9 protein-coding genes and 1 tRNA gene are annotated in these 16226 nt (G+C 48.2%); 4 read left to right on the forward strand and 6 right to left on the reverse strand.

Going from position 1 to position 16226, the window contains the following annotated elements; translation table 11 throughout:
* Positions 1–23 precede the first annotated feature (23 nt).
* Genes ACQ6WK_RS03275 through ACQ6WK_RS03285 form a run of 3 tightly spaced genes read right to left on the reverse strand, consistent with a single transcriptional unit; the run spans position 24 to position 5921 of the window.
* A complete protein-coding gene (locus tag ACQ6WK_RS03275) occupies positions 24–4142 on the reverse strand; it encodes a tetratricopeptide repeat protein (protein WP_432799315.1) in 4119 nt (1372 codons plus the stop codon).
* Between the two features lie 25 nt (positions 4143–4167).
* Positions 4168–4944: an exosortase-associated EpsI family protein gene (locus ACQ6WK_RS03280; protein WP_432799316.1), complete on the reverse strand. Its 777-nt coding sequence runs from the start codon at positions 4942–4944 to the stop codon at positions 4168–4170.
* Between the two features lie 38 nt (positions 4945–4982).
* A complete protein-coding gene (locus tag ACQ6WK_RS03285) occupies positions 4983–5921 on the reverse strand; it encodes an exosortase/archaeosortase family protein (protein ID WP_432799317.1) in 939 nt (312 codons plus the stop codon).
* Between the two features lie 289 nt (positions 5922–6210).
* Between ACQ6WK_RS03285 and ACQ6WK_RS03290 the strand changes: the two genes are divergently transcribed.
* On the forward strand, positions 6211–7242 hold the full coding sequence (locus tag ACQ6WK_RS03290; protein WP_432799318.1) for a pseudouridine synthase: 1032 nt from the start codon (positions 6211–6213) through the stop codon (positions 7240–7242).
* A 60-nt stretch (positions 7243–7302) separates the two neighbouring features.
* Here the strand turns inward: ACQ6WK_RS03290 and ACQ6WK_RS03295 are convergent, their stop codons facing one another.
* Both ACQ6WK_RS03295 and ACQ6WK_RS03300 read right to left on the reverse strand, forming a co-directional pair.
* The gene (locus tag ACQ6WK_RS03295) at positions 7303–9960 is read right to left on the reverse strand and encodes an FHA domain-containing protein (protein WP_432799319.1); all 2658 of its coding nucleotides are present in this window, start codon (positions 9958–9960) and stop codon (positions 7303–7305) included.
* Between the two features lie 287 nt (positions 9961–10247).
* Positions 10248–11081, reverse strand: coding sequence for a hypothetical protein (locus ACQ6WK_RS03300; protein WP_432799320.1), 834 nt, complete (start codon positions 11079–11081; stop codon positions 10248–10250).
* A 191-nt stretch (positions 11082–11272) separates the two neighbouring features.
* Here ACQ6WK_RS03300 and ACQ6WK_RS03305 point away from each other — a divergent pair, with 191 nt between their 5' ends.
* The 3 genes from ACQ6WK_RS03305 (at position 11273) to ACQ6WK_RS03315 (ending at position 15307) form a co-directional block, all read left to right on the forward strand.
* Positions 11273–13963, forward strand: a complete 2691-nt coding sequence (locus ACQ6WK_RS03305) for an MGH1-like glycoside hydrolase domain-containing protein (RefSeq protein WP_432799321.1) — start codon at positions 11273–11275, stop codon at positions 13961–13963.
* A 199-nt stretch (positions 13964–14162) separates the two neighbouring features.
* On the forward strand, positions 14163–15185 hold the full coding sequence (locus ACQ6WK_RS03310; RefSeq protein WP_432799322.1) for a Gfo/Idh/MocA family protein: 1023 nt from the start codon (positions 14163–14165) through the stop codon (positions 15183–15185).
* Between the two features lie 48 nt (positions 15186–15233).
* Positions 15234–15307 (forward strand) — tRNA-Arg (locus tag ACQ6WK_RS03315).
* A 338-nt stretch (positions 15308–15645) separates the two neighbouring features.
* On the opposite strand, the gene ACQ6WK_RS03320 is transcribed toward ACQ6WK_RS03315, so the two are convergent.
* Positions 15646–16038 carry a hypothetical protein gene (locus ACQ6WK_RS03320; protein ID WP_432799323.1) on the reverse strand — a complete coding sequence of 131 codons (393 nt, stop codon included), beginning with the start codon at positions 16036–16038 and terminating at the stop codon, positions 15646–15648.
* Between the last annotated feature and the right edge of the window lie 188 nt (positions 16039–16226).

Raw genomic sequence — 16226 nt, forward strand, 5'->3', positions numbered from 1 at the left:
ATTGGATTATTGAGGTGGCAGCATTATTTTTTTACGATGCCTTGATTTTTGAGTTGTTGTCGAAGATCGGTGGCTTCTTGGGTCATGTCAGCCTGTTCGTAAATTTTGAGAAGGTTTACGCGCCAAAGCGGGTTGTTGGGGTCGCTGTTGACGGCACGTTTTTGTGTGGCAATAGCAGTGGTGTAGTCTCCTTCACCCGCTTGAATGGCGGCGAGAGTATCGAGGAAACTGGGATTAGAGGGTGATGCGTTGACGGCTTGTTCAGCAAGTGTGAGTGCTTGCGCAGTATCTTTGTTTTGGGTATGGAGGATGAAGGCGAGGTTGTTCTTGGCGGGGGCGAAGTTGGGGTTGAGTTTGATGGTTTCTCGGTAGCTTTCAGCCGCATCAGTGAGGTTACCAGAGGATTCATTGATCACGCCACGAACAAACCAAGCATTCGCGGGAGCGCCTTGTTGAGAGACGATTTGATCGATGATGTCATTGGCTCGTTGCTTGTCTGCTGGTAAGTCGAAGCGGTTAGCGATGGTGAAGAGTGCTTCTGCAAAGGTTGCTCGTTCTGCGAGCTCAGTTTGTGGAATGGCTTGAAGGATTTGATCCATCCAAGCGATGAGTGGTTTAGGGTGTTTAGTGACACTTGAAGCCGCTCGCATTGCTACGATACGCCACGTTGCATTTTCAGTGATCAGTGGTTTGAAGAATGCTTCGGCTTCGTCGATACGGTTATCGCTCGCAAGGGCTTGTCCGTAGAACTGGATGATCTGTGGGAATTCATCGGGCTGTTCAGTGGCTTGTTGGGCATAAGGTCGAAGGGTACGGATAGCGTTATAAGGTTGTTTGAGTGCGAGTTGCGCGGCTGCGATGCGGAGTGACGCTTCGATCTTGCTGTCAGGTGAGCGAGTGATCCACTGATTTGCAGTGACGATGGCATCGTTCCAGTTGCCAAGGGCCATTTCTGCATCGGTGGCGATGCGTGCAGCTTCGGCGGATCTTGGGAAGTTGGCCATGACAAGCTTGGCTGTTTCTGCGGCTTGCTGGAAGCGTCCAGTTTTAAGATCGATCTCCGCAAGAAGGATCTGGATTGCAAGGTTGTCCGGATATTTTTTGGCGAGCGGCCTGATTTTATCTGCGAAAACCGTTGCTTTTTCCTCAGTGAGTCTGCTAGATGCGATGATGGTCAGCATGCGATCCGAGGCGGTACGTGATTCGGGATCTCGGAGCAGGCCGATGATAATGGCGCGGTAGATTGGTTGGTCGGTGATTTGTTTTATGACTGCTTCGTGTTGCACAATGGCTTGTAGAGAAGCTTGGTTCGGTAGATGAGTTAAGCCACGTTTCGCGGTGGCGATGGCATCGTCGGCATCACCTAATGTGAGGTAACGGGTGATCAAACGATTCCAACTGCCTGGATTATTAGGTTGCTGTTCGGTGAGCTGGATATCATATTCAATCGCTTTATCGATACCTTCATGACGGGCAGCATAGTTGGATAGCATTTGTGCACGCTGTGTTTCAGGGATGTCCATGCGTTTGAGTGCATCAATCATCTGTTCAGCTTTAGCTTTATCGCCCTTGTCTGCATAGTAGTCAGCTCGCCATGCGAGATTGTTTGGTGTGGGGTCTTTCTCCATCATGGTGATGAGTGGTTGAACTTGTGCATCAAGATTTTGTCGTTCATAGAGAGCAGCTACTAGGAGCAGGTCTTGGTCTTGGTAGTTGCCGGTAGCATCTTTAAGACGTTGCACGGTTTCGATGGCGAGCGCATCTTCATTTTGTGCAGCGTACATTTGAACTGCTTGGCGGATCTGCTCAGGTGTAGCGGTTTTGGATTGACGTACGGTGTTGAGTTGATCAGCAGCAAGTTCAAAGGCTTTGATTGATTGATAGGTTCGTGCCAGATCAATGGCGATACCGGGGTTGTTGGGGTTGTTCTTGGCGATGTTGGATAGTTCTTTGAGTGCGAGTGAGTTTTGGCCGGTTTCTTGGTAAGCACGGGCAATAAGTAAGTGTGGTGTGATGGCAGAGGGTGATTGCTCGATGAGTTTTTGGAGGATGGCGATTGCTTTTTGTGGATCGCGGTTTGCGGAGTTGGCTAGGAGCAAGAGGCGAGCTTGTTCAAGCATAACACTTGGGTTGGTGTTGCCGGTGAGGGATTCGAGTCGCATGAGTGCTTGTTGAACGGATGCAGAAGCTGCTGGTGTATTGCTGAGTGCGCGGATGGTGAGCTGTTGTACAGATGCATTTTTGGGGTTTTGTTCGGCGAGTATTTCCCATGCCTGTACGGCTTGTGGATCATTGATCGTTGAGAGGTATGTGGCCCATGTGATTTCCCAATTGATGGGATCTTTGTCTTGGTACTGTGATTTTAATTGTTTGAGGAGGTTGAGCCCTTCTTCCGTTTTACCTTGTGAGGTAAGGAAGTGTGCTTTGGCGAGTGCAAGTTGTGGGGTCATGCCATAGAGTGTTTGATACTTATCAAGGATCTGATCAGTAAGATCGAGCTTCATAGCACGTGAAAGCTCAGCCATGCTGAGAAGGATTGGCTGGGTGAGATCTTTGGTATCTTCTTTTGCGAGTGCTTCAGTGATGATGGTTTTAGCTTGAGCGGTATCACCTGTTTTCTCAAGTAAGCGAAGCTTCATCTCCATCAGACGACCACCTTGCACGCCTCTGTTTTCAAGTCGCTGAATGACATCAAGGATTCGTTCTGCGGCGGCGGTGTCACCGGGTTGTAAGTTGGCGGAAGAAGCAAGTACCCATGTGCCTGCAATATTTGGATTACTGTTGTCACGTGCGGCGGCGGCAGTAGCATAGGCTTGCGCTTCTTTGAAATTTTTCTCTCTGAGTTCAAGCAGTGCGAGTTGCATGAAAGGTTGGGCCCAAGACGAACGCAATCGAGCTGCGGCTTGCCATTCTTCAGTCGCCTTTTCAGTATTGCCGGTCTCTGCATAGGCATCACCGAGGAACAGGTGGAGGTATGCGAACTGTGGATGAAGCTTGATTGCTTCTTCAGTCGTCTTAATGATCAAAATAGGATCGTGGTTTTCACGATCAAAGATGGCGCTAAGTGCTTTCGCAAGTGTGGTTGCAGCGGGAACATTCTTGCGGTCTTCGAGTGCATCAATATCTTTTTGTGCCAGATCTCGTTGGTTGGTTAGGTTATAGGCGATGACCTGATACATGATCACGCGGTAGCTGATTGAGGGGTCGGTCGGATCGATATCGCCGATGAGTTTGAGAGCGTCCTGATAGCGTGCGTGCTCCATGTAACGTGTGATGAGTTCACTGGTGATGAGTGGATTGTCGGATTCGGTCGAAACCTTTTGTAGCACCTCAAGCGAGTTGCTGAAGCGATTGTTGGTGTCGAGGAACTGGATGAGTGTGTTGATGTACTTGTCATCAGGAACGGGGTTGGCGATGGCTTTGGTGAGGTATTCATCGACCTTATCGCTGTCCTGCGCGTTCTGATAGGCGAGTGCGAGGATAACGTTGTAGCGAGGGTCATCGGGGAATTTGGCGGCAAGCGCGTTGGCTTCTTCAATCATCTTTGCAGGTGGCGTTTCGAGTTGGCTTTGAATCTTAATTCGCAGCAGCTCAATCTCGAAGTCATCTGGTTTCAATGCGATGATTTTGTCGGTGGCTTCGAGGGCTTTGTCGAAGTGACGAAGGCGGGCTTGTGTGATCGCCTGTGCGCGGAGTGCTTCGATGTTATTAGGATCGCGTTCAAGCATGTCGCCTGAAAGGATCAGCGCTTCATCAGTTTGTTGATATTGCAGATAGTATCCGAGCAGCTTGTCGGCAGAATCTTTATAGCCAGGATCTTGGTTGACGATTTGCTTGAGGAAGAAGATGGCATTGCCGATGTTGCGGCCATCAGCAGAAGGGACATTCTCATACACATCGACCAGTTTGTACATGGCTGGGATGTCAGTGCGGTCACGCCTCGCATAGCGTTCAAGTGGTTCAAGTGCTTGGTGATAGTCGCCTTGTTCGTAGAAGGCGAGGCCTTCCTGTCGGTCTTTAGCTAGGTCATCCTGGCGTTCATTTTGCCTGTAGAGCCAGATGCCGGCGAGTGCGAGGCAGATGGCAACGGTGATAGTGACGACGATCGCGATACGTTTTTTAGCGGTTGCGTGCAAAGCCATGATGAAAATCCTTGCTGATATGGGTTCAGCTTGTTGGTATGACTGCGGATCCCCCAAGGGTCTCGCGGTGATTGGGTTTCGTTTTGTCCGTATCTGATGGTGTGGTTTGTTCAGTATCATCGGAGACGCCGTGGATGAGCGTGTTGATGATGTCGACGTTGCTACCGATCAGTTCATTGAAGATCTGTTGTCGTTGTTTGTCCGTGATTTGTGGTGCGGTGACAAGTTGGAGTTGTGCGGCACCATAGAAGTGGCGGGTGTAGTCTGCGGCGGTTTTATCAAGTTCGTTCATATCCCTGACGATGCGGCCAGAGGGGAGGAGGATGAAGTTGGCAACGTTAACTTTCCCAACATTCGTGTTGCCTTGTCGCATGACGAAGGTGTAGTCCATGCCGGTCATGTTGAGGTTGTCTGCAGGCCAATCGATTTTTGCGGCACTGATTTGCTTGTATCCATTGGCAGGATAGCAGACAGGAGGATAGTGCCCGAGCATATCGCGTGCATCTTTGGTGTAGATTAGCAGGAGTGCAGCAGAGAGGCCGGTCTTGTTATTGACATAGGTGCGCGAGATGATGTCGTTGGTATTGAGTAGTTTAATTGCGGCGGCAGGGATCTCTTGTGATTTACTGGACCAGTCCCCGATCTGTTTGGGGAGTGAAAGGACCGCTTGGCCTGCAAGTGCGTGAAAAGCAGATGCATCTTGTGGCTTGGGGCGCATGGCAGTAGTGATGCCAACACCGACGAGTACTGCGATCGCTATGATGACGATCAGTGTGTTTTTGATGTGACTAGGTTTAGCCATATGATGCCTTTGTTGCATACGAGATAGCGTTTGTTATTTTACGCTTTGTTTTTCGTGGTTTTCTTAGTTTCAGGGTAGACCGGCAGTTGAACCCAATCGAGAATTCGGACGAGGCCGAAGAGCATACCGAGCGCGACCAGCAACATAAACCAGCCAGTATAGTCGTGGAAGATTTCAGCGATATCCTCGGGATATTGGCCATAGACATATACGGTGGGGACGAGGCGGATGACGTTGCAGATGATGGCAACGACGGGACTGATCAGGATGATAAGGATGCGGACCCATGTACGGAGTGAGGTGCCGAAGGCAAAAGCGAATGAGACGAGCATGAGAGCGAAGATCATACGCATGCCGTTGCATGCTTCGGCGACGGCGACATCGACGCCGTTGTATGACATGACGTTGCCATTACGTTCGATGAACATGCCAAAGATTTCAGCGAGGAATGTTGCGAGCAGGGCAGTGATTGATTGCATAGGGAGTGAGAATTCGAGTCGGATGAGGCCGGGTACAGGGACGAGGAAGCCGAGGACGACAAAGGCGGGCCAGAAGCGGCGGATAAAATCCCATCCAGTTACGGTGACGAACGCGCCGGTGACGACGAGGATAGCGCCGAGGTGTAGGAAGGATTGGACGGCAAAGTTGAAGCCATAGGTCGAGATTGCCCAGCCAACTGCGATGATGAGTGGTCCAAGCGGGCTGATAGTGAGCTTGCATTTGGAAAGCTGATCTTTGCGGGCATGGATGAGCCAAGCGACAATGATCGGGACCAAGAAGATATGGGATGCTTCTTCGTCGGCTTGTGCAATCTTGAAGATATCCGCCCAAGCATCGAAAGTTACCGCAAAGGCACCGAGCATCAATATAATGCCGAGCACTGTGCGCGATGCAATGGACATTGATGCGGTTGGCTCTGAAAGAGCAGCCACGTGGGATTGTTCCGGATTAGTGTTGATGTCTGTTTTTCCCGCCAAATGCTGTTCCCTGCGTCTGTTCTAGAATTGGCTTGTGGTCTTAATCATCATTGGTGTGAGCGAACGTACGGGGTATCAGGTATATTCCCAAGGACCATGCGCCACCGGAGCGAATATCGACATATCCACATGAATGACATGACGGTTATGATAATCTAAGCGGTGGGAATTGGGCAGTGTTGTGGGTTATATGCATTATGCGCTTCGACGAGTCGAGATGGGTCCGATAAGTAGATCGTAAAACAAGCGATTTTGTGAGTTAAATTGATGTTTATGCAAGAGAGTAATCATGCGTGAAGAGGACATTCAAGATGCTGATAAGTTGAGGGAGATTCAGGTTGGGGCAAAAAGTTCGCAGCGTGTGATCCGGGTTGTGGAGAGTGAGCGGCTCGATCTTGTGTTGGCCGGTGCGATTGGGCTGAGCCGCGGGCAGGTAAAACGGCTGTTGGAAGCTGGAGCAGTTTGGCATGCGGGTAGGCAAATGAAGTTGAGGAATAAGGGGACGATGTTGGCGGTAGGTGATGAGGTGTGTGTGGAGATGCGGTATCTTGGCGGTAAGGGCGCTGCGATGGAAGAACGGGTCACAGCTGAACCAGGCGCACTCTCGAGGATATTGATTGTCCAAGGTGATGGGTATGTGATCGTGAATAAGCCCGCGGGCATGCCGGTGCATCCTTTGCAACTTGATGAAGCGGGGACAGTTTTGAATGCGGTGGCTGGTGCGTATCCACAGGTGCAGGGAGTCGGGGAGGGCGGCTTGCGCAGTGGTGTGGTGCATCGATTAGATGTGACAACATCGGGAGCAATGTATGTGGCGATAAAACAAGGGGTGTGGGAACAAGCGCGGAAAGCTTTTACGGAACATCAAACCAAGAAACAGTATGTTGCAGTAGTGAAGGGCAGGCCGAGTGGAGTGGGGGAGCGATGTGAATGGTTGAAGATCACTCAGCATCGGCCGGCGAAGGTATCGGTGTTGAATCGTGACATGGGGAAGCAAGATCAAGATGCACGGCTGTGCGATCTGACATGGCGAGTTATCGATCAGGTGGATGGTTATGCGTTTTTAAGTGTGCAGCTTGGGACAGGGTTTCTGCATCAGATCCGTGTGATGTTGGCGCATGCGGGGTGGCCGCTCTTGGGAGATGTGATGTATGGGGGTGAAGCAGAAGTGGTTGCACAAGATGGCGATAAGTTTGTAGTTGATCGACCAATGCTGCACGCGGCGGAGTTGTGTGTGTGTGAAGCGTACGCTGAAGCACCATTGCCAGAAGATATATTGTTGGTGATGAAACGTCTTGAATTGCAGTATGAACGGTCATGAAAAAAAGCGGCTAAGATTAGCCGCTTGATATGTTGGTTGATGCTGTGAGAGATGGAAGGTTTATCCTTCAGGCGATGCAGCCGAACGCGTACCTTCGGGCATACGGATGATACTGGATTGTTTGTCGTTGAGGCGTTCCATGACTTTTTTGCGGGTTTGCATGCGTTGGGTGAAGTCGTCCATGAGATACCAGTCCCGCCAGTTGGTGATGCCGGCTTTACGTGCTGCCATCGGATTGAGCGTGCGGCCTTTGGAGACCGTGCCAGTTTTGGGGTTCACCAAACCGGCACCGAGCTGCACGGACTTGCCAGTTTCAAAGGCATTTTTATAAGCGAGCTGGGTTTTAGTTAGCTTCTCAGTTTCAGTATCGTTGGCTGCTGTAGTCGCGATGGGTTTACTGGAACGAATATTGCTCCGTGGTGCGGCGATAGGCTTGGTTTGTTGGGTATTTGCTGCAAGAGTTGGTTGTTCGACCAGTTGCAGTGCGAACCGTGTTTGGGATAGGCCGGACCGGATTTCAGAGCGGATGGTTTCACGCAAAGCTTGATCGGTGGTTTCGCTTTGTTTTTGTAATTGATCGAGGATGGTCGCGAGGACGGCTGTGTCAGTGGGTTGGCCTGCCTTTTCAGTTTTGTTCTGCAGTAGCGCAAGGATTTCGTTGAGTGTAGCGTTGGTGGGAGTCGTGTCGGTGTTGGCTGCAATACTCCGTATATCGCGGCGAAGTGCTTCGATTGGCTCACGGTTCTGTAATTCAGCCAGTACTTCATCCAACATTTGAGCGGTAATATCCAACGTTTTGTTTTGATCTGATGAGGCCAGTTCGCTCTTGTCAGAAACCTGATTGATCATGCTTTGGAGAGCATCGATCTTCTCTGCTAATTTGAGATCGTGTTCGCTTTGCACATTATCAATGGCGGCGAGCAAATCGTCGGCGGTCATTTGTTGATCAAGTGCGGTGGCGAGTTTATCAATGCGTGGGCTTAACGCAGCAGTCTGTTGGGCCAGTGCCGTGTCGATGAGTTGGGTGATCTTCTCTGCTGAAAGTGATTGATCGGTTGAACTCGCCATCGATAAGTTAATTGTACGGCTAAATTTTTGTGTTTGTGCTTCAAGTGCATTTTGCATCATAGCCGTAAGTTGATCGAAAGATGGCTGAGCTTCGAGCTTGGCTGCGAGTTGTTCAAGCACAGGTGAGGATGATGTATTAGAAGCGAGGATTTGTCGGAATGTGGCAGCGAGTTGATCGGTGCTGAGCTGCTGATCTAGTTTGCGGTTAAGCTGAGCGAGCAGCGATTCCATTTCTCTTGGTGTGGCTTTAGTGGTGGCTGACACAGCGGCAGCAAGTTGTTCAGTCGAGGGCTGTGATTCGAGTTGCTCCATCACGTGGTCAAGTTTTGTCGATAAATCTTGCGGTAGGTTTTTGCGGATCTGATTCACCGCGGCGTAAACCTGATCGACATCGACCACACTGTTTTGAGATTGCATCTGCTTGATGAGTGATTCAAGGCGGTTTGGCTGCGCATCGATCGACTCACGTAACGCAGCAAGTTGGTCAAGTGCTGAGGCAAGCTGCGATTGGACAGGTTTTGCGTCCAATTGCGAGAGGACTTGCTTGACCAAGGTTTGAGTTTGCTCGTTGGACTGCATGGCGGAGACGATCGCATCCGTCATACGCTGGGATCGTTCGGTATTTTGTGTGCTGATCTGTTCGAGCAGTGGCGAGTCCGCCAGCGAACTCAGCACGGTTTGCAGTTTGTTGGCAAGATCGAGTGAAGGAAATTCACCGACACCTTGCAGCGTGGTTTCGAGTTTGGCGAGTTGGGTTTGGCTGGCTTTCATCATCTCGCGGTTGCTGAGGATCTCATCATGAATAGCCGCGAGTGCGTCGTCATAATCCGACATATCTTCGACACGATCAATGATTTGAACTGCAAGTTTATCGAGCATCGGACCAGTCGCTTCGGTTTGTTCAGACAGTGCGAGCCGAACCTGTTCGATGAGTTGTTCGTTTTTTTGCGGATCATTGACTGCCGCCAAAACCTTATTCAGCAGCGGTGCGAGGGCATCATCCTTAGCATCAAGTTTTGTAGCAAAGCTGATAAGCTCATCGCTCTTTTCGAGTGAGGCGGTCGTTGTGGTTTGCAATTTTGAAATCTGATCACTGAGATTGTCATCAGCTTGTTGAGTTTGCATGAACTGATATATGTTCAAACCAACGAGCGAGCCAAGAAGCACAATCGCAGCGGCAGTGAGGAGGGAGGCACGTTTAGATTTTTGTGGTGTGGCGGTGGTAGTAAATTCAAGGCGTGATTCGATACTTTTGAGATTGTTCTGAATATCAGCGAATTGTTCGGCGTCGATGCCGGCGGTTGCGGCAGTCTGTGCGGTACTAAGCATATGTGCTGCAGAATCGTCACTGACGTTCCCAGCGAGTTCGGCAAGGACGAAAACGGTTTTGCCAATCTGGATACGGTCGCCAGAGTGGAGAGGGCAGTGGCCGTGGATGGATTCTTTGTTGACGAGTGTGCCGTGCCGTGAGCCGAGGTCGGTGATGTGCCATGTGCCGTCTTCGAAATAAATCTTGGCATGGCGGCGAGATGCTTTGGCATCATGCACTTTGATCTGGCGGCTTTCGCGACCAATCTCAGCTGAGTTGGATTGGCTCAGGCGATGAAGTTGCCCCTTATCGGGCCCACTGGCAATGATCAAAATCAGCACGTTCTTGCCCTCTCAAAGCAGCTATGGTGGCGGATTAGCGCGGGGTTGTGTCACAAGGGAAGGAACATTAAGTTACGAAATGACAGGGGTTTGGTCAAGATTTTACATAATGTCAAAAGGCTATTTCGATCGCTTGCGATCATGGGGAGTGTGGTAAACTGTAATGTGCATCTTGCTGGTAATAAAGCAGTTAGGGCAGCGGGATTTGAACCATGTTCATCTGGTGGTGTGGTAAGTCCCTTGTTGTAGTGGGATAGGGCCGCGCGGGAATGGGAAAGCTAGGGTGGCTACCGTTTTATCGCCACGAGGTAGGCGACCCAATCCTCACGGGTCGGATAGACAGTTGCGGGTTGGTAGTGGCCGTCGGATTGTTGGCTTTCTGGATCGTATGTGTCGCACCAGACTTCGGACGATGCAAAGCCGGCTTCAAGGATCAACTCCTGTAATGCTTGGAGTGACCATAGTCGCCAGTCATAGATAAATGCGTTCTCAATTTCACGTTCGTCGTCTAACTTGAAATGAATGCGACAGTCTATGCGCTGATTAGACGGGTCATAGCACTTCTGATCCCAGATGTACATTGCGTCGATTTCATGATTGTGATCTGCATGCCATGTGAAGCGGCGACTTTGCTGTTGGATTTGGGTTGCGCCTTTGCCACCGAAGAGATCAAGCACAACAATCCCCTGATCGGTTAAGCATTGCCGTGCATGTGTGAGATATGTCAGCATGCCTTGTCGCGTGTGATAGATCAATGTTGAAAAATTCAAAGAAGCAACGATATCTACCTTAGGCTCAGAAATATTCATCACATCGTCAAGCAGAATAATGACATCCTCTGTGCGTTCGCCAAGTGAATGACATATTTGTTTGTCAGCCCAGACTGCGGTGGGCTCATCAATCTCAACGGCAAGAGCGCGGTTGTCTTCATCGAGCATAACCCACGCGGTAGAAATAGCGCATGTGCCGGCAAAATCTTCCCGCAAAAGTGTCGGCCGAGTATCACAAAAGTAGTGCATATAGGCACGCTCAAGGAAGGCCGCTTCCGCTTCAGGATGCTGAACCGCTGCCTGATAGAGCGATAAACACGTTGCTTTAGAGATTTTGCCTTTGGGGTGCATGAAGGGATTTTAGAGGGACTGATGAAAGATACAAACAATGTGCATCGCGATAAGTTGGAATCATTCCGTCTACGAGCGTGTTCCATGGATACCTATGGCAGGGTTCAAAATGCCTCTTTTATTGGAAACTGTCATCAAATAGGTGATTATGCCGATTTCACTTGTGAAGGTACGCCAACACGGAGAAGCCGATGCCGAATGGCAATAATGCCGAGTTCCAACGACTCAAGGAAGATGAAACGCGCCTAAAGAACTGGAAGCGGTGGGGGACTTATCTTGCGGAACGGCAGTGGGGGACGGTACGTGAGGATTATTCTGCGGATGGGAACGTCTGGGACTATTTGACGCATGACGATGCACGCAGCCGGGCATATCGCTGGGGGGAAGATGGGATTCTTGGCTGGTGTGACCGCGAATGTCGTTTGTGTTTTGGGCTCGCGATGTGGAACGAGAAGGATCCCATCCTGAAGGAACGCTTGTTTGGTCTGGGTGGCAATGAAGGTAATCACGGGGAAGATGTTAAGGAACTTTATTATTACCTTGATGCGATGCCAACGCATACTTATGCCAAGGGGTTGTATAAGTATCCGCAAACTGCATTTCCGTATGATGATTTAGTCAGTGAAAATGCGCGTCGCGACAAGACGATGCTTGAATATGAATTGACCGATACAGGGATATTTGACAATAATCATTACTTTGACGTCTTTGCAGAATACGCAAAAAAATCTCCTAATGACACACTGATTCGTATTACGGTAAAGAACCACAGTGATGAGGATGCACCACTGCATTTACTCCCACAAATCTGGTTCCGGAATACGTGGGTGTGGGGTTGCACACACGAAGGTTGTACGCTTCGACCGCAGATGAAGGCAATCAGCCCTAGCATGATTCAGATGGATCATGAAACATTAGGACGAATGTACTTTGAGATAGGGCTAGATTCATATGGCAACAAGCCCGAGTTGCTCTTCACGGACAATGAAACAAACACACAGCGTTTGTTCGATACGCCTAATGCTTCTCGGTATGTTAAGGATGGGATCAATGATTACGTGGTTAACGATCAACGAGAAGCAGTAAACCCGCAACGCCAAGGTACAAAAGCGGCAGCTTGGTATCAGTTGCAGGTACCTGCACACGAAGAAGTCGTCTTGAAGCTGCGATTATATGCGGAAGATGAAAAGCCAAAACAAGCTTTAGGTTCTGATTTTGAAGGTGTATTTAAGCAACGAAAGCAAGAATGCGATGATTTTTATCGTGTTATTATTCCAGGTGCCATCACAAGCGAGGAAGCGGAGGTGATGCGCCAATCATATGCAGGTTTATTGTGGACAAAACAGTTTTACCATTATGTGGTACGTGATTGGCTGCAGGGTGATCCAAATATGCCTGGCCCACCTGAGGAGCGTGAAGAGGATACACGGAACCGAGATTGGACACATGTGTTTAGCCGCGATGTGCTGTCGATGCCTGACAAATGGGAATATCCATGGTTTGCAGCTTGGGATCTTGCGTTTCACATGATTCCGTTTGCAAAGATAGACCCACATTTTGCAAAACGTCAGCTCGAGTTAATGTTGCGTGAATGGTATATGCACCCAAATGGTCAGATCCCTGCTTATGAATTCGCATTCAATGATGTGAATCCCCCGGTACATGCTTGGGCATGTTGGCGTGTTTATAAAATGACAGGCGCAAAGGGTAGCCGTGATCGTGCCTTTTTGGCGAGAACTTTTCAAAAACTTTTGATGAATTTTACATGGTGGGTCAATCGTAAGGATCCGATGGGGGATAATCTGTTTACGGGTGGCTTTCTTGGATTGGATAACATCGGTGTGTTTGATCGTTCAAGGCCTTTGCCGCAAGGAGAGAAGTTAAACCAAGCGGATGGTACTGCTTGGATGGCGTTCTATGCTGCAGTGATGTTGGGGATGGGTTTGGAATTGGCACATAATGATGTTGCGTATGAAGATTTGGCTTCAAAATTCTTCGAGCATTTTTGTGCAATCATCGACGCGATTAATAACTTCGGGGGCACAGGACTATGGGATGATCAAGATGGATTTTATTACGATCAGTTGCTAGTTGATGGCAAGCCGCAGCCGATGCGTATTCGGTCTTTGGTTGGTTTGATTCCCCTGTTTGCGGTGTTGGTGATTGATGATGTGGTGATACAGAAAACCAAAGGCTTCGAAAAACGCATGCGGTGGTTTATGGACAATCGTCCTGATTTGTCTCGCCATATTATTAGGAAAGCAGATGCAACAACAGGTGCAGTGAAATATCTGTTAGCTATTCCACCTCGTGAACGTATGGAAAGTATGCTCAAGTATTTATTAGATCCAGAAGAGTTTTTGTCACCTTATGGTATTCGATCAATGTCAAAGATACATCGAAAAAACCCATTTCATTTAAAACTCAAGAATCACGATTATCGTGTTGATTATGAGCCTGGCGAATCACGATCGAGTATGTTTGGCGGAAATTCGAATTGGCGTGGCCCGATCTGGTTTCCGTTGAACTATCTGATTATCGAGTCACTTCAACGGTATGATTTCTATTATGGCGATGATTTTCTCGTTGAATGCCCAACAGGATCTGGACAGATGATGACGCTTGGTGAGGTTGCGATTGAGCTTGAGAAGCGGCTAGCTTCCTTGTTTCTTAAAAATCAACACGGTATTAGGCCATGCCATGGACACGATACACCATATCAACAAGCAGAAGGTTTTGATCATCTCGTACTTTTCCATGAGTATTTCCATGGTGATTCTGGGAGAGGGCTTGGGGCGTCACACCAGACAGGTTGGACGGCAATTGTAGCTAAAATATTCGAGAGTATTTCATCAAATCGATCGGGGCCGAATTATCTGTAGTATTTGATATCGGTGTATACCGACCTGTTTTGCATGAGTGGTGGATATTAGATTGTATGTGGGTATCATCATGACGCATTTCTTGCGGCGAGAACCTTTCTAATAATGATTTTATAGCTTGTCTGGCACCGATCTCCTTTATATCCTTACAGCACATCAGCGGTATGTGATAATTATGAAAACTTAGAGGTGCCAGGATATGGTCAAGGTAGGCGTTATTGGTTTGGGCATGATGGGTTTGACTCATCTCGAAGCGTACAGCAAACGCGACGATGTGGTTGTAGCTGCGATTGCGGATCAGGACTCTAAACGCTTGTCAGGTGAATCACTGGCCGAGGGCAACCTGGATGGTTTGGCCAAAGGGGGTTTTGATTACACTTCGGTAAAAAAATATACCAACGCAATGGATCTGATCGAAGATACTGAGATCGATTTGGTGGATATATGTTTGCCGACGCCATTGCACAAACTGTTTATGGAAGCTGCGGTTCAGGCTGGCAAGCATGTTTTGATAGAGAAACCATTGGCAAGGACAAGTACGGATGCGTTTGAAATGGTGCGTTTATCTGAGCAGAGCAATCAAGTGATCATGCCAGCGATGTGTATGCGGTTCTGGCCGGGTTGGGATTGGCTCAAGAATGCAATCGACAATGGAACATACGGCAAAGTTTTGTCAGCTAATTTTCGAAGACTTGGTCAACAACCTGCTGGAGCCTTCTATGAAAATGGCGATTTGAATGGAGGTGGGTTATTGGATATTCATATTCACGATACAGATTTTATCCATCACTGTTTTGGTATGCCAAAAGCAGTTTATTCGCAAGGCTACTGCTCAAGGACCAATGAAGTTGATCATGTCATTACGCAGTATATTTATGATGAAATACCGTTAGTGGTTGCAGAAGGTGGTTGGTGGCCTATAGATAATTGTCCATTCGTGATGACGTTTACTGTGACGTTTGAGAAGGCAGTGGCTTACTTTGACATTGCAGATGGGAATAATATTCGGTTGGTAGAGCAGGGGGCAGAGCCGCATGTTTTAGAAATGTCGAATGATATGGGGTATGACGGCGAGATCGCGTATATGATTGAGTGCATACAATCTAAAAAGAAGCCGGTACGTGTGACGATGTTACAAGCCGCAAACACGATGTTAATTTCAGAGGCAGAGCGATTAAGTGTGAGAACGGGGCAGCTGGCGCTAGTGAATCCGTCCAAATAGATACAAAGTTGATAGTGTCACGTGACGCGCGGTATGATTTGCTCGATTGCGGGTGTAGCTCAGTTGGATAGAGCGCCGGTTTCCGGAACCGAAGGTCAGAGGTTCGAGCCCTCTCATCCGCATTTTTGTAAAATCTCTTCTAGTCCTGCATTATAGTAAAAACGTAGTAACCAACTTTTTGAGGCAAGTATGGAGAACACCGTTTACGTCTGCCCCCCAGGAGTGTACTTGCTTGTGGTATGGCCTTGTGACTCAGGTTGGTGACACTTTCTTCCAGAAATGGCTGTATGTAAGTATTTGTACAAATATGCAGCTAGTTGCTACGGAATTCTTTATTCGTTGCCTGAGAACATTTCATTGATTCTATTGACAAGATTCTTTTCAAGAATTTCAATTTCCTCACGAGTAAGTTCACTATTTTTCTTGGACAATTCTAAGCCGGTGATTCGTAGTAAGGTGTCTATCTTTTTTCTTCAGAGTTCTTGGTCTGTTTCTTCGCTGAGTGTGTAGCGATGTTCCACAATGAACCTTGGAATGCCTCGCGATAGCCGTAGGTCAGCGTTTTAAATGCAAGTTTGCGAACTTTAACATCTGGATCATTTGCCGAAGAGTTTGCTGCGATGGGGTAAAGAGCTGTATAGAAAGGCGATCCATAAATCGCATATAGTGCTGCAATTCGATCATCTGTACTAGTCGAATTACTGTCTATGTGGTCCGGATCTAAAACATGCCATAGTGTATACATTCCTTCAAGTGTTTCAGCTAAGTCATGTGCTTTATCTTGTCGATTTTGAATATATTGATTTGAGTTTGCTCTATCAGGAGAAAAAATGTTACATAGAAGGCTGTACAAACAATAACAAAGATTAATACAAGCGAAATGATTCTGGTTTTTCTATTTAGTTTTAGCATGTTGTTACGAATTTATTTCATAGTATTACTATAAACATATTGTCGTTATAGAATCTGATAAGACGAAAAATAGATAAAGCCCACTTTCAAACATTTATAAAAATTTGCAATCATAGCAAGGGTTATAGC

Source organism: Poriferisphaera sp. WC338, from assembly GCF_050931845.1.
Taxonomy (GTDB): domain Bacteria; phylum Planctomycetota; class Phycisphaerae; order Phycisphaerales; family Phycisphaeraceae; genus Poriferisphaera.